The organism is Streptococcus equi subsp. zooepidemicus (assembly GCF_015689395.1).
GTDB lineage: Bacteria > Bacillota > Bacilli > Lactobacillales > Streptococcaceae > Streptococcus > Streptococcus equi.
Genome location: NZ_CP065054.1, coordinates 665,504 through 678,086, shown reverse-complemented (window position 1 = coordinate 678,086; position 12,583 = coordinate 665,504). Strand labels below are relative to the sequence as shown.

At 42.6% G+C, this 12,583-nt stretch carries 15 protein-coding genes and 1 pseudogene; 4 read left to right on the top strand and 12 right to left on the bottom strand.

The annotated features are described in order from the left end of the window. The first annotated feature begins 52 nt into the window (after nt 1-52). Nucleotides 53-988 carry a dihydroorotate oxidase gene (locus I2432_RS03300; RefSeq protein ID WP_206156348.1) on the top strand — a complete coding sequence of 312 codons (936 nt, stop codon included), beginning with the start codon at nt 53-55 and terminating at the stop codon, nt 986-988. A 47-nt stretch (nt 989-1,035) separates the two neighbouring features. Here I2432_RS03300 and I2432_RS03295 read toward each other — a convergent pair whose 3' ends face one another. Beyond that, nucleotides 1,036-1,209 (bottom strand): hypothetical protein, encoded by a 174-nt coding sequence (locus tag I2432_RS03295; protein ID WP_012515275.1) that lies wholly within the window; start codon nt 1,207-1,209, stop codon nt 1,036-1,038. 370 nt (nt 1,210-1,579) lie between these two features. Here I2432_RS03295 and I2432_RS03290 point away from each other — a divergent pair, with 370 nt between their 5' ends. The 3 genes and pseudogenes from I2432_RS03290 to I2432_RS03280 all read left to right on the top strand — a co-directional run bounded on the left by I2432_RS03290 (nt 1,580) and on the right by I2432_RS03280 (nt 3,303). Then, on the top strand, nt 1,580-1,840 hold the full coding sequence (locus I2432_RS03290; protein ID WP_247874349.1) for a helix-turn-helix domain-containing protein: 261 nt from the start codon (nt 1,580-1,582) through the stop codon (nt 1,838-1,840). After that, nucleotides 1,821-2,288: pseudogene (locus I2432_RS03285) on the top strand (MFS transporter); the annotation flags it as partial. The gene I2432_RS03290 and the pseudogene I2432_RS03285, both read left to right, overlap by 20 nt. Before the next feature lie 226 nt (nt 2,289-2,514). Next, nucleotides 2,515-3,303 (top strand): ADP-ribosyltransferase, encoded by a 789-nt coding sequence (locus I2432_RS03280; RefSeq protein WP_228269162.1) that lies wholly within the window; start codon nt 2,515-2,517, stop codon nt 3,301-3,303. A gap of 60 nt (nt 3,304-3,363) precedes the next feature. Here I2432_RS03280 and I2432_RS03275 read toward each other — a convergent pair whose 3' ends face one another. From I2432_RS03275 to xseA, 11 genes are all read right to left on the bottom strand, one after another. Next, a complete protein-coding gene (locus tag I2432_RS03275) occupies nt 3,364-3,639 on the bottom strand; it encodes an HU family DNA-binding protein (RefSeq protein WP_012515270.1) in 276 nt (91 codons plus the stop codon). Between the two features lie 97 nt (nt 3,640-3,736). Beyond that, nucleotides 3,737-4,324 (bottom strand): YpmS family protein, encoded by a 588-nt coding sequence (locus tag I2432_RS03270; RefSeq protein ID WP_012515269.1) that lies wholly within the window; start codon nt 4,322-4,324, stop codon nt 3,737-3,739. Beyond that, nucleotides 4,302-5,144: an SGNH/GDSL hydrolase family protein gene (locus I2432_RS03265; RefSeq protein WP_021320515.1), complete on the bottom strand. Its 843-nt coding sequence runs from the start codon at nt 5,142-5,144 to the stop codon at nt 4,302-4,304. Before I2432_RS03265 ends, I2432_RS03270 begins: the two co-directional genes overlap by 23 nt. Further along, nucleotides 5,137-5,976 (bottom strand): DegV family protein, encoded by an 840-nt coding sequence (locus I2432_RS03260; RefSeq protein ID WP_037584068.1) that lies wholly within the window; start codon nt 5,974-5,976, stop codon nt 5,137-5,139. The genes I2432_RS03265 and I2432_RS03260 overlap by 8 nt, the downstream gene beginning before the upstream one ends. A gap of 148 nt (nt 5,977-6,124) precedes the next feature. Further along, nucleotides 6,125-6,997: a cell surface protein gene (locus I2432_RS03255; protein ID WP_111710439.1), complete on the bottom strand. Its 873-nt coding sequence runs from the start codon at nt 6,995-6,997 to the stop codon at nt 6,125-6,127. A gap of 216 nt (nt 6,998-7,213) precedes the next feature. Then, nucleotides 7,214-8,875 carry a DNA repair protein RecN gene (gene recN / locus I2432_RS03250; RefSeq protein ID WP_206156349.1) on the bottom strand — a complete coding sequence of 554 codons (1,662 nt, stop codon included), beginning with the start codon at nt 8,873-8,875 and terminating at the stop codon, nt 7,214-7,216. Nucleotides 8,876-8,892: 17 nt separating this feature from the next. Further along, complete coding sequence (locus tag I2432_RS03245) at nt 8,893-9,363, bottom strand: arginine repressor (RefSeq protein WP_021320511.1); 471 nt, start codon at nt 9,361-9,363, stop codon at nt 8,893-8,895. Next, nucleotides 9,350-10,177, bottom strand: a complete 828-nt coding sequence (locus I2432_RS03240) for a TlyA family RNA methyltransferase (protein ID WP_206156350.1) — start codon at nt 10,175-10,177, stop codon at nt 9,350-9,352. The genes I2432_RS03245 and I2432_RS03240 overlap by 14 nt, the downstream gene beginning before the upstream one ends. After that, nucleotides 10,170-11,039, bottom strand: a complete 870-nt coding sequence (locus tag I2432_RS03235; RefSeq protein WP_206158981.1) for a polyprenyl synthetase family protein — start codon at nt 11,037-11,039, stop codon at nt 10,170-10,172. Before I2432_RS03235 ends, I2432_RS03240 begins: the two co-directional genes overlap by 8 nt. Next, nucleotides 11,039-11,254: an exodeoxyribonuclease VII small subunit gene (locus tag I2432_RS03230; RefSeq protein ID WP_012515261.1), complete on the bottom strand. Its 216-nt coding sequence runs from the start codon at nt 11,252-11,254 to the stop codon at nt 11,039-11,041. Before I2432_RS03230 ends, I2432_RS03235 begins: the two co-directional genes overlap by 1 nt. Continuing rightward, nucleotides 11,232-12,572, bottom strand: a complete 1,341-nt coding sequence (gene xseA, locus I2432_RS03225) for an exodeoxyribonuclease VII large subunit (protein ID WP_043983712.1) — start codon at nt 12,570-12,572, stop codon at nt 11,232-11,234. The genes I2432_RS03230 and xseA overlap by 23 nt, the downstream gene beginning before the upstream one ends. Nucleotides 12,573-12,583: the final 11 nt, after the last annotated feature.

Sequence of the window (12,583 nt, the reverse complement as noted above, 5' to 3'; positions counted from 1 at the left end):
CTCATGCTCTAGTGATAGAATGGAAAAAATTTGTCTAAAAATGGAGGAAAACATGGTTTCTACTGCCACAAAAATCGCTACATTTGCCTTTGATAATTGCCTGATGAATGCTGCCGGGGTGTATTGCATGACCAAGGAAGAGCTGCTAGCCATTGAGGCCTCTGAGGCTGGATCATTTGTGACGAAAACAGGCACTCTAGCCCCTCGACAGGGCAACCCTGAGCCTCGCTATGCAGATACAGCACTTGGCTCAATCAATTCAATGGGGCTTCCTAACTATGGTTACCAATACTATTTGGATCTTGTGATCGAAATGCAAAAGGATCAAACAAGCAAGCACCACTTTTTATCTGTTGTGGGCATGTCTGCTGAAGAGACAGAAGCTATTTTAACAGCCATCCAGGCCTCTGATTATCAAGGACTTGTGGAATTAAACCTGTCATGCCCAAATGTCCCAGGCAAGCCTCAGCTGGCCTATGACTTTGAAGCCACAGATCACCTCCTAAAAAAGATTTTCTCCTATTACACCAAGCCTCTAGGCATCAAGCTACCTCCTTATTTTGATATTGTCCATTTTGACCAAGCCGCAGCCATTTTCAATCAATACCCCTTAGCCTTTGTTAACTGTGTCAATTCTATTGGCAATGGTCTGGTTATTGATGACGAGCAGGTCGTCATCAAGCCTAAAAACGGCTTTGGTGGTATTGGTGGTGATTACATCAAGCCAACTGCCCTGGCTAATGTTCATGCCTTTTACCAACGGCTTAACCCTTCGATTCAGATCATTGGCACAGGTGGCGTCAAAACAGGACGTGATGCCTTTGAGCATATCCTATGCGGCGCAGCTATGGTACAAATTGGAACAGCACTGCACCAGGAAGGGCCAGCTATTTTTAAGCGTGTCACTAAAGAGCTACAAGACATTATGGCTGAAAAGGGCTACAAGACACTAGACGATTTTCGTGGTCAATTACAATACAAGCCTTAAAAAATGAGTCTGAGACGAAACATCTCAGACTCATTTTTAGCTTTATGCTAAAAGGGAAAGGCTTTTTTTGACTCCTCTTGGTCAATCGCCTGCTTGGTTTCTTTTTGATCCTGTTCTAGCTTCTTTAATTGTTTTTTCTCAAATGCTTTATAAAAGCATAGAAAAATAATGACCTTAACCACCGAAAAGATAGCAAGTCCAAGGATGACAGTTATTGGCATAGCTCTACTTTCATTTTTAATGTTCTCACTATTATTATAAGCTCTTTTTCCCTTTCAAGCAAGCTTTAATAGCAGCAGGTCATGACGCAGGCATAAAGAACATCCATGTACCCATTTTCCAGCCATATGCATTCTTCAAGATATTTTTACAGTGTCACATCATCAGTTCCTTAATTTCAATCTGATGATACTCTACAAATTCTGCGAAAAAGACCATATCGGTGATAAAAATGGCTATCAAAAAGCGTAACTGTTTTCATGCCTTTGTGCTGGCAGCAGGCAAGAGCTAATAGCCCTTCAAGGCTTGCACATACGGGAAAAATAGGCCACAAAGGCCCTACATGATATACTAATCAAAGGAGGAAAAGATATGATTAATCATCAATTGGGAAAAACATTTCGCAGCATTAGACAAAACAGAAATATCACCTTACAGCAGCTTGCCAGTAAAGACGTTTCCTTGTCTCAGTTGTCCCGCTTTGAGCGCGGCGAATCTGATCTGTCAGTAACAAAATTTTTAACAGCTTTAGATAGCATGCAGGTGGAAATCAGCGAATTTATGGACATAGCTGCCAGCTTCAAACAGACAGAGCAAATTCAATTCATGTCGCAGCCAATCAAGCTATGCTAGTCTTCTTTCGATGGGAGCTTTAGGGGCTATCTTAGGAGCATTTATGGCTAACAAGCTCTTTAAAAATAATCAACAGAGCTTACTCCTATCTCTAGGACTGAGTGGCCTAGGGCTACTTCTAATAACGCCTATGGCCCTTTTGAAGCTTCCAATCATTGTGATTGTCCTTGGGAATTTATGGTTTGAATGCTTTTTAACAATCTTTAACATTCACTTCTTTTCTATCGTTCAAAAAAAGGTTCCTGAGGCATTGCTAGGACGAGTCTTTAGCTCAATCGTCACAACTGCTATTCTCTTAATGCCACTGGCAACTACCATCATGACCTGTATACCAGCCTCTGTTCATCTAGCAACCTTTGCTGTTATTGGAATAGGTATCATGGCGACTGCCAGTCTTGCCTACTATTGTAACTATAGGCAATCCTCCAAGAAAAAGCCCTTCATCTGAGTTAGTCATTGGTGTTAGAAATCCCTTGTAACATTATCTCAGAAAAAAATCAAATAGCTTGTCATCTGAGCTTAACTAATATATAATAAAAAAATAATTTATTTTTATTATGTTTGTTACATTAAGGAAGTTTGTAATCATTTCAACTAAGGCTAATCCTGTTAGCAACAGACATCATCATTAGGTGATGACACTCTTGGCACTACTGTAAAGGAGGAAAAGCTAAATGACTCATCAACATCATAACGCAAAGTTATCTTATCAAAGGATAGCTATTCGTACACTATGCTTGTTTACATTTTTCTTATCGTTGCTTGTCGTTCAGCCTTCAACCATCAAGGCACAGTCTTATGATGAAGGACAAACAGTTGTTTTTGAGCCCTATGGGAACAGCTTTAAGCCTTATTATAAATTTAGTGAGCCTAATGTTACCAAATACATTATCACCAATCGCTGGAGGTCTCAAACAGCCTTTACAGAAGCAGAAAAAAAGATGATGTATCAATATACACACGCCTCTGCTAGTCCTATTAACCTAGCCCTAGAACAGGTGATGGGAGATACCAGCCAACTGGATGCCCAGCTGCAGCAGTCTGTAGCCTTACTTGATAGTGCTACTCATAAGCTAACCATCCCTTGGAATATCATCGTCTATCGCTATGTTTATGAAATATTCTTAACAGAATTAGGCATTTCTGAAGAGGACCTCGCTCGTTACTACCATGATAAGACCTTTGATCCGCAGATCCTATCAGCGATCAAGCCAGGTGCTCGTTATACAAAGCAAGGCTTTATGAGTACTACAGCCATCAAAAATGCTGCTATGCCACATCGCTCAGTGGAATTAAGAATTCGGGTCCCTCAAGGCAGCCAGGCTGCTTTTGTACAGCCCTACTCATTTTATCCTTATGAAATGGAACTCTTGTTCCCAAGACAGTGCACATTAGAAATTATTGGCGCTAATCTTTCAGACGATCACACAAGATTACTTATTGAAACAAGACTCCTTCCTTAATGGAAAAAGCCCTATCTCACAGGCTAAACAGCTTAATGAGATAGGGCTTTTTTTGATTTATTATTTTACAGCGTCCTTAAGAGCTTTACCAGCCTTGAAAGCTGGAACCTTTGAAGCTGCAATTTCAATTTCTTCACCAGTTTGTGGGTTGCGACCTTTACGAGCAGCGCGTTCACGAACCTCAAAGTTACCAAAACCAATTAATTGTACCTTTTCACCTTCAGCAAGAAAAGCTTCGATTGCAGAAAAGACAGCGTCTACTGCTGCTGCTGAATCTTTCTTTGTAAGCTCAGTTGCTTCTGCAACCTTTGCGATTAAATCTTGTTTGTTAGCCATTTAACAATCCTCCAAATAATTAGTAAGCTTAACGCTTTAACAGATATTATCATATCTAAAAAACAGCCACAGGTCAAGTATTAAACGTTAGTTAGACTCATTTCTTATAGATGTCAAACCGAATATCATCCTTGACAAGATCAATCTTTTGAGCCTTTAAATAGATGTTGGCATCATTTTCCAATTGCTGTAGATTGATAATAATAGCTGATTGCTTAGGTAAGACTTCAACGAATTTTGGCAGCTTATAGCTGGATTTCAAGTATTGCAAAACGTCCTTTTCCGGCAAAGAAAGGGTCCCCACAGAAAAGGAGAGAACCTGCAGCTGTATCGCACCATTGGTTAAGCGATGAGGCTGAAAATAAATGTATAGAGGCACCTCATATCCTAAGAGCTGATAGGTTCCTTCAAAGAGAATGGTCGAGGAGGTGGCATACACCTTATAGGTCATTTTTTTCGTCTGAAAATCCTTTAGGTAGCTAACGACTGCCTCATTTAATTGCTCTTTAGTGGTTGTTAAGGTCCCTATTTTAATATTCTTTGCTGCTTTTTGATTGATCAGCTCAGACTTAGGCTCTCTTATTTGTATAATACGACTGCCAATAACTGCTAAAAAGGCTGTATTAAAAGCCAATAATAGCAAAAAAGCCCATTTCCACCAATTAAGGTTTAATTTCTTTTCCATTCTTTCTTATTGTCTCCATTACTGCGTCTGACATGATTTGGTAGCCTGTGTTATTGGGGTGAAAATGATCACCTGAAAACAAAGCATCATTCACAATGGTTGTCTGCTCTCCTGTTGATTGGACAATGCCCTCTTTACCATCTACTCCTTTGTACAATAGATCATTAATTGGAACAAAGTAAACATGGTCATAGTCATCAACAACCTCTTGTGTTTTTTTGTTCCAGTCATTAATGACCGTCTGCATTTCTGTTAGCTCCTGAAAATTCAAATAAAAAGGATTGTAGATGCCTAAAACAAAGATCGGCAGGTCCTGATTATCCTTTCTGGCCAAGTCAAGGATTTTGCGTAAGCGCTCTTGGTATTGTCTTGCTGGCTTTTTAAAGTTTGACACCTTAAGATTAGCCAAGTTCTTGCGAATAACAGCCAAGACATCATTGCCACCAACCGTCAATGTCATGAGATTGGCTTTTTTGAGCTGCTCTGTGATCTCCTTATTCTCAGTCATTCTCGTTAAAATTTGCTGGCTGGTATTACCGGAAACACCGTAATTTTCAGTATTAACGGTAGCATTAAAGTAGTCTCCAAGATCACCAGACAATAAGGGCACAAAGCCTCCTTGGTTGGTGAGATCACCCACTCCCTCTGTCAAGGAGTCTCCGATAGCAATATAATTAAGGCTTATCTTCTTGTTTTTTAGAAAATCACTTTTCTTCAGCTGTGGGTCAGACTTTGGAATAAGGACAGCTAATATCACAAATGATAAGGCAAAAACACTGAAAAAGAAGATAAGGCCTCCCAAAAACCCTCGCTTATTCATATCTAACCATCACCGCAAAAGCGCCCTCGCCAGTATGTGTTTGAATGATTGAGCCAGTCTCCAAAACAGTAATTGGCCCATCAAAGACAGTAGCGATTGTCTGCTTCAGGCCATCAGCAAAATCCCTTTGCCCAGCATAGGAAATGGCCACCTCAGCTATCTGTCGCTGACTGTTTTCTGCTAGGTAGCTATCCAGCCATTTGGTAAAGGTTTTATTGCCGCGTCCTTTAACAAGTGTTTGCAGGGTATCATTTTTCATTTCCATGACCACACGAATGTTCAGCAAGGAGCTAAGCAAGCCTGTCACACGACCGATTCGTCCCCCCTTAACCAAATGCTCAAGCGTTGACACCCCTATGTAAAGCTCTGTCTTTCGTTTAATACTCTCTACTGCCTCAAGGATTTCCTCAAGGCTAGCGCCAGACTGAGCCAGTCTAGCCGCCTCAACCACCTGAAACTTCAAAGCCTGATCAGTAAAGCCAGAATCTAATACCGTAACAGGTGCTGCTGCGATTTCAGCTCCCTGACGTGATGCCTCAATTGTTCCTGAAAGAGCTGGTGAGAGGTGAATGGCAACAATAGCTGTCGCCCCCTCCTTGACCAATCGCTCATAAATATCTGCAAAAAGCCCTACCGGTGGCTGACTAGTTTTTGGCAATGACTTACTAGCTCTCATCAACTGTAGAAATTGCCCTTCCTCTTTTAGCTCATTATCAGAATACAGCTTGCTATCAATCATGACAGAAAGCGGTACAACCGTAATATCAAGAGATTTGATTAGCTCTGGTTCAATCGTCATTGATGAATCTGCAACAATTTTAATAGTTCCCATCTTAAGTTCCATTTCTAACCTCATTTATCGTCTCTTTATTTTATCACTCCTTTAAAAATAAAGCAAAGCTGGTATCTAGCCCTTGGTGTTAGCTAAACTATCTGTCAAGAACTCACCCTCTTAAAAGACAAAAAGCCAAGACCGTATCTCAGCTTTTGTTGTTAGCTACTTTAGGCAGCATAAGGCCTATTAGTAAAAGCAGTAAGCCAGCCAGCTGGGCAGGTAGCACTGTTCGATCACCAGTTAGTGGAAGATCGTATCTGACTTGATGTGCCTTAAAGCTGATCTTACGATTAAAAGGAAGCATACCTTTATGACCACTAATGTCAGAAATCACACGTCCTAATTCGTCTAAAATAGTGGCTGATGAGTCTAAGCCTTTTTTGTGCTTTTGTTGCATGACCAATTGCTCAGCAAGCTTTTTTTCATTTTGAGCAGCCAGCATTTCTCCCAACGAATGCCCAACCACATAATATTGACCAGTCAAATCAGATTTTTTAGCAATCATGGTCAGCAATTGGTTCGTTGCAGTATTAAAGGCCTCAAACTTTTGGGTCAATTGATGCTTGGCCATACTATACCGCTGCGCTGCGTTTGTTCTTTGCTTAGCAACTTTCGATGGATCCTCCTTTACAGAGACCATAACCTCAGATACATCCACCTGATCACCTTTAATAACCAAATCAGGAACAGAATCCGCTATAATATCTCGATTGCTTTCCTCGTCAGAGCTATCAATGGTTACAGGATCGTCCTCAGCTAAATAAACTGTCGAAGCCTCTTGCTCGCTCTTGTTGGCATCTGCCTCTTTAGGCTTTAAAGCTTTCTTCTTTAGCTGATCAGACGACGTGATGAGGCCTTCAAGCACCTCTTGACTTTCCATGATCTGGCTTTTCTCCTCGTTAATCTGCAGCACCTCAGCCTCAGTATCAGAATACTGCTCAGCAGTAACTGAACAGCACTGATAAATAAAGGTTGTTAGCACTAGCAGGCAAGCCAGGCCCATTCTTTTTTTCAGCATTTTACCTCCTCAGTCAGTATTCTTTTAGTCCTTCTATTTATCATAATATTATCAATCACTCGCCAATGCAAGAGACAAAAAGACTTAGCCTCTGATAGCATACGCATAAGAGCTAGCCTTCTTGCTTGCCTTTCAGGTGGCTCATTCTGAACCTGTAGCGACAAGTGCAGCAGGCAAGCTTGCTCTAAAGCTGCTGTTCTGCTTTTGCTATGATACTCAGTCCTTACCTAGCAATTCACGCGCTTGATTTCTTGCTGCCTCTGTGACATCAGCTCCTGCAATCATCTTTGCGATTTCCTCGATCCGCTCCTCCTGTGTCAATAGCTTAGCCTTAGACACTGTCGACTCCTCCTTGCTTTCCTTGGAAATAAAATACTGGTTATCTGCAATAGCAATCACCTGTGGCAAATGCGAAATCGCTAATACCTGACCATAGCGGCCAATTTTATATATTTTTTTAGCAATGGCCTGTGCCACACGTCCTGAGACACCTGTATCCACCTCGTCAAAGACAATACTTGTCTTGTCCTCTTTTTTAGAAATGGCAGCCTTGATAGCAAGCATCAAGCGGGAAAGCTCACCACCTGAAGCAACCTTAACCAGTGGCTTAAAGCCTTCACCTGGATTGGTTGAGATATAAAATTCTAAGCTTTCATTGCCTTCTCGGTTAAACTTTGACCTTGTAAAGTGAACCTTAAAATCAGCCTTTTCCATATAAAGCTCTCTTAGCTCAGCTTTGATGTCGGCTTCTAATTCCAAGGCCAGGGCGTGACGCTGATCACTTAGCTGTGAGGCAGTCAGCACCAGCTGCTTCTCAAGAGCCTTTAATTCCCTTTCCAGCTCATCAGATGAGCGATCACCTCCGCTTAATAATTGGTATTCCTTGGTAATATTGGCATAGTAGTCCAAAACATCATTCACACCACCGCCATATTTTCTTGTCAGACTATTAATGCTGTCTAAACGCAGCTCAATGTCCTGCAATCTGCCTGCATCAAAATCAAGCTGTTCGATGGTATCAGATAATTGCTTTGTGACCTCCTCAAGAATATAATAAGCCTCTGACACACCAGCTGATATAAGCTGATACTCTGGGGCAAGGTCCTCAATAGACAGCAACTCATTCATGCTAGAGCGGACCTGTGAGAGACTGGAAAAGTCCTCATTATCCAAGGAAAGGTAGGCACTGGTTAAGGTATCAGCAATCTTTTTGTGATTGAGCAATCGCTGCCTTTCTTGATTAAGCAGGTCATCTTCTCCTCTAACCAAATCTGCTGCATCAATTTCCCCTACCTGAAAGGCCAGCAGATCAAGGCGCGCCTGATGTTCTTTTTCATTTTTTTGCTTCTCAAGAGCCTGCCTTCGCAAAGCCTTATAGCGATCAAAAATCTGCTGATAGGACTGCTTGAGCTGGTCAAAGGCCTCATCTCCAAAACTATCCAAAATATGCTGGTGCAGCTGTGGACGCATCAATTCCTCCTGATCATGCTGACCATGAATATCCACTAAAAACTGCCCGAGCCTTTTTAGGGTGCTGACAGTGACCATTTGGCCATTGATACGACTGACGCTACGACCATTAGCAAAAATATCACGACGAAGAATCAACTCCTCTTCCATGCTAATCCCTGATTCTGCCAGCACAGCAGCTAAATTGGGATTAGAATCAACCGAAAAGAAGCCCTCAATCTCTGCCTTATCAGCACCATGTCGAATCACCTCAGTGCTTGCGCGTGCACCCAGCAACATGTTCATCGCATCAATGATAATGGACTTTCCTGCCCCTGTCTCCCCAGTCAGTACGGTCATACCGTTTTCAAAGTTTAAAGAGATTTCCTCTATGATAGCAAAATTCTTAATGGAAATTTCTAATAACATCGGCTTCTCTCTATTTTTTAGACCAATCCCTGCATCCAAAGGGACAATTCCTGACGGATATGATCAGCGTCTGCTTCTGATTTTGCAATCAACAGCAAACTATCATCATCTGCAATCAGGCTAAACAATTGACCTGAAAAGTCTGTCATCAAATAACGTTTGATTAGCTTGCTATTGCCTGGAACAACGTTGAGGTGAATATGCTGCTCCAAGCCCGCTGTTTTTTCAGACATTTCCAAAATCGTTTTTTTGATAGAGGCAGGCCTTTGCACCACCCGCTTGCCACTATCCTGTGACAAGCCATAGATGTAACGACCTGTTCCAGATGGAATTTTAACAATACCGATTTCATTCATATCTCTTGAAATGGTTGCCTGAGTCAGCTCCAGCCCATAATCAGCCAAAAGCTTTAGTAAATCATGCTGTGTCTCAATATCATGAGACAAAACCATTTTTTTAATTAAGTCTAATCGTTCACTCTTTTTCATGCTTTTCAAATTCCTTATGTGCACTGCTAACAACGCTCTGTATGAGCTGATGATCAATCATTTGGGACGTCCTCTCCTTTACCAAATAAGCCAAAAATTCAATATTGCCATGACCACCTTGGATAGGCGAAAAATCAAGTCCCTTAACGATAAATCCGCAATTAAGAGCAGTATCTGTCACCTGCTTAATCACTTTTTCATGAATCAGTCTATCCTTGACAATCCCTTTTTTGCCAATCTGCTCGCGCCCTGCTTCAAACTGTGGCTTGATCAGAGCAACAGCCTCTGCCCCTTCCTGCAAAATACAGTGCAATGTCGGCAGTATCAGGCTAAGAGAAATAAAGGACACATCAATGCTGGCAAAGGCTGGCTGACCTTCTGAAAAATCTGCTAGCTTTGCATAGCGAAAATTGTACTGCTCCATGCTTCGAACACGACTATCCTGCCTGAGCTTCCAGACCAATTGATTGGTTCCAACATCAACAGCGTAAACCAGCCTAGCTCCTGCCTGTAGCATAACATCTGTAAAGCCACCTGTTGAAGCACCAATATCAATTGTCACCTTATCCTGCACAGAGATCCCAAAGACCTGCAAGGCTTTTTCCAGCTTGAGACCCCCTCGGCTGACATACTTAAGCTTCTCACCCTTGAGCCTTAGTTCGATCTCCTCATCAATCTTTTCACCAGGCTTATCAAAGCGTAAGCCACTTATAGCTGATATGACTAGCCCAGCCATCACACCGCGCTTGGCCTGTTCTCGCGTTTCAAAAAGTCCCTGTCTATAGGCTAGCACATCTACTCTTTCTTTAGCCATTTAGTCGCAACCCCTCGATCCTTTTGATAATAGCCTGAGACTCAAAGCCTTCTTCCCTTTCTAGCCTGCTAAAAATAGCTAGCGCTTGACTCAAAGACTCCTCCAAAATAGCCCTTGAGCGCTCTAAACCAAGCAGACTCGGATAGGTTGATTTTTCAACGGCAAGATCCTTTTTCGGTGTCTTGCCAAGATCAGCAAAGCTAGCCGTAAGGTCTAATATATCATCTCTTATCTGAAAGGCCTGTCCAACAAGCCTACCAGCCTCCCACAGACAAGACAAAACGTCTGCTGACTGCTCAGCTATGATCCCCGCAGCCACAAAGGGAAGAGTCAACAATTTCCCTGTTTTATTGGTATGAATATCAGATAGCTCCTGAATATCCAGCAGCTGCTGCTCACCCTTCATGTCCAAGAGCTGACCACCGACCATGCCAAAGGTTCCTGACGCTAAGGAAAACTGCTGAATCAATTGCACCAGCAAGTCAGCCGGCAAATCTGCCCCTGCGATTAGAGCAAAAGGATCCAAAAAAAGACTATCTCCTGCCAAAATAGCAGTTGCTTCGTCAAATTGCTTGTGGCTGGTTAATCGCCCGCGTCGATAATCATCGTTATCCATAGCAGGCAAATCATCGTGAATCAGACTTCCTGTATGAATCATCTCAATAGCAGCGGCAATCGCGTAATGGGCGTCCGTCAAAGCAAGACCAAAGCCCTCCAGCAGCTCCAATAAAATGAGTGGACGGAGCCTCTTTCCACCACCATCAACAGAATATAAAATGGCCTCCTCCAGATCTGCTGAAACAGTAGACTGCCTGTCATAATACTGATGAATCGTGGCATCAATTCTTGTTAGCTTATCCATTAGGCGTCCATTTCTAGCTCTGTGCCATCTGCCTGCATGACCTTAACAAGTGTCTTTTCAGCTGACTGTAAGGTTTTTTGAAGGTCCTTGGACAGCACCATACCCTTTTGAAATTCAGAGATGGCCTCTTCTAGCGGCACATCACCATTTTCTAGCCTCGTCACAATGGCCTCTAATTCTTGTAAACGTTCTTCAAATGTTTTTTTCGTTGACATCTTCTACCTCTACTTCTAATTGACCATCACGCATGACAATGCTAAGATGATCTCCCTTTTTAATGTCCTTAACACAAGCAGCTACTACACCGTCCTTTTTTAACAGGGCATAGCCGCGGGCAATGATACGGCTCGTATCAAGCGACAGCAAGGCAGCTTGAGCTCGCTCAAAGCCTGCTAGCTTACTATCGTATTGATTAGTCATATTGGCTATCAAGAGACGATGTGCAGTTGCCAGACGATCCTGATAACGTTCAAGCCTTGCCTGTACATTGACAGAGGCTAAACGATGCTCCAAAATCAAGTGCTCCTGCTTAGCTCCTGATAATGTCTCTTTAAAAGTGGTCATCAAGGAGGTCGTAAGCCTATCTAGGCGTTGGCTATAAGCATCATAGAGCCTCTCTGGCTGCCTGAACATAACAGAATAAGACAGCTTATCCACTCGCTCCTGCCCTTGTCTGATATAGCGCAAACAGGCCTGATAGGAACGATTCTGTTGCTCAGCAATCCAAGAAACAATATCTGTTTTTGTAATAGGTGTCGCTAGCTCAGCAGCTGCGGTTGGGGTAGCAGCTCTGCGATCAGCGACAAAATCAGCCAAGGTCGTATCTGTCTCATGCCCCACACTAGAAATAACAGGCAAGCGAGACTCAAAAATAGCCTGAACAACGATTTCCTCATTGAAAGCCCACAGGTCCTCAATCGAGCCACCGCCGCGCCCAACAATCAACAAATCCAGATCCTCACGCTGGTTAGCCCTAGCAATATTAGCAGCAACCTCTTGAGCTGCCCCCTCGCCCTGAACCTTTGTTGGAAACAAAAGAATGCTCACCCCAGGAAAACGCCTTGAAATGGTTGTGATAATATCACGAATCACAGCCCCACTTGGACTCGTCACAACACCTACCTTTGTCACAAATTGTGGCAGAGCCTGCTTATGCCTCTCATCAAAGAAGCCTTCACCAGCCAGCTTTTGCCTGAGCTGCTCAAATTGCAGCGCCAAAGCACCAATACCATCTGGCTCAGCCTTTTCAATGATGATGGAATACGAGCCATTTGGCTCATAGAGCTGAATACGCCCGACCACATTGAGCTTCATGCCTTCTTCTAAATCAAAGCCAAGCTTTTTATAAGCTCCTGCCCACATGGTAGCCTGAATCACCGCCCCCTCGTCCTTTAAGGAAAAATATTGGTGATTTGGTCTTTTTCTGAAATTGGACACCTGACCAGTGAGATAGACACGCTCCAGATAAGGGTCTCGATCAAATTTCAATTTTAAATATTTTGTCAGCTGAGTGACGGATAAATAGTCTGCCATCAGTTTACCTT

What these genes read in the sequence shown, in the direction of transcription:
- xseA (WP_043983712.1), bottom strand. Translation starts at nt 12,572, where the DNA reads ATGGCAGACTATTTATCCGTCACTCAGCTGACAAAATATTTAAAATTG.
- I2432_RS03300 (WP_206156348.1), top strand. Translation starts at nt 53, where the DNA reads ATGGTTTCTACTGCCACAAAAATCGCTACATTTGCCTTTGATAATTGC.
- I2432_RS03295 (WP_012515275.1), bottom strand. Translation starts at nt 1,209, where the DNA reads ATGCCAATAACTGTCATCCTTGGACTTGCTATCTTTTCGGTGGTTAAG.
- I2432_RS03260 (WP_037584068.1), bottom strand. Translation starts at nt 5,976, where the DNA reads ATGGGAACTATTAAAATTGTTGCAGATTCATCAATGACGATTGAACCA.
- I2432_RS03275 (WP_012515270.1), bottom strand. Translation starts at nt 3,639, where the DNA reads ATGGCTAACAAACAAGATTTAATCGCAAAGGTTGCAGAAGCAACTGAG.
- I2432_RS03265 (WP_021320515.1), bottom strand. Translation starts at nt 5,144, where the DNA reads ATGAATAAGCGAGGGTTTTTGGGAGGCCTTATCTTCTTTTTCAGTGTT.
- I2432_RS03255 (WP_111710439.1), bottom strand. Translation starts at nt 6,997, where the DNA reads ATGCTGAAAAAAAGAATGGGCCTGGCTTGCCTGCTAGTGCTAACAACC.
- I2432_RS03280 (WP_228269162.1), top strand. Translation starts at nt 2,515, where the DNA reads ATGACTCATCAACATCATAACGCAAAGTTATCTTATCAAAGGATAGCT.
- I2432_RS03240 (WP_206156350.1), bottom strand. Translation starts at nt 10,177, where the DNA reads ATGGCTAAAGAAAGAGTAGATGTGCTAGCCTATAGACAGGGACTTTTT.
- I2432_RS03235 (WP_206158981.1), bottom strand. Translation starts at nt 11,039, where the DNA reads ATGGATAAGCTAACAAGAATTGATGCCACGATTCATCAGTATTATGAC.
- recN (WP_206156349.1), bottom strand. Translation starts at nt 8,875, where the DNA reads ATGTTATTAGAAATTTCCATTAAGAATTTTGCTATCATAGAGGAAATC.
- I2432_RS03290 (WP_247874349.1), top strand. Translation starts at nt 1,580, where the DNA reads ATGATTAATCATCAATTGGGAAAAACATTTCGCAGCATTAGACAAAAC.
- I2432_RS03270 (WP_012515269.1), bottom strand. Translation starts at nt 4,324, where the DNA reads ATGGAAAAGAAATTAAACCTTAATTGGTGGAAATGGGCTTTTTTGCTA.
- I2432_RS03245 (WP_021320511.1), bottom strand. Translation starts at nt 9,363, where the DNA reads ATGAAAAAGAGTGAACGATTAGACTTAATTAAAAAAATGGTTTTGTCT.
- I2432_RS03230 (WP_012515261.1), bottom strand. Translation starts at nt 11,254, where the DNA reads ATGTCAACGAAAAAAACATTTGAAGAACGTTTACAAGAATTAGAGGCC.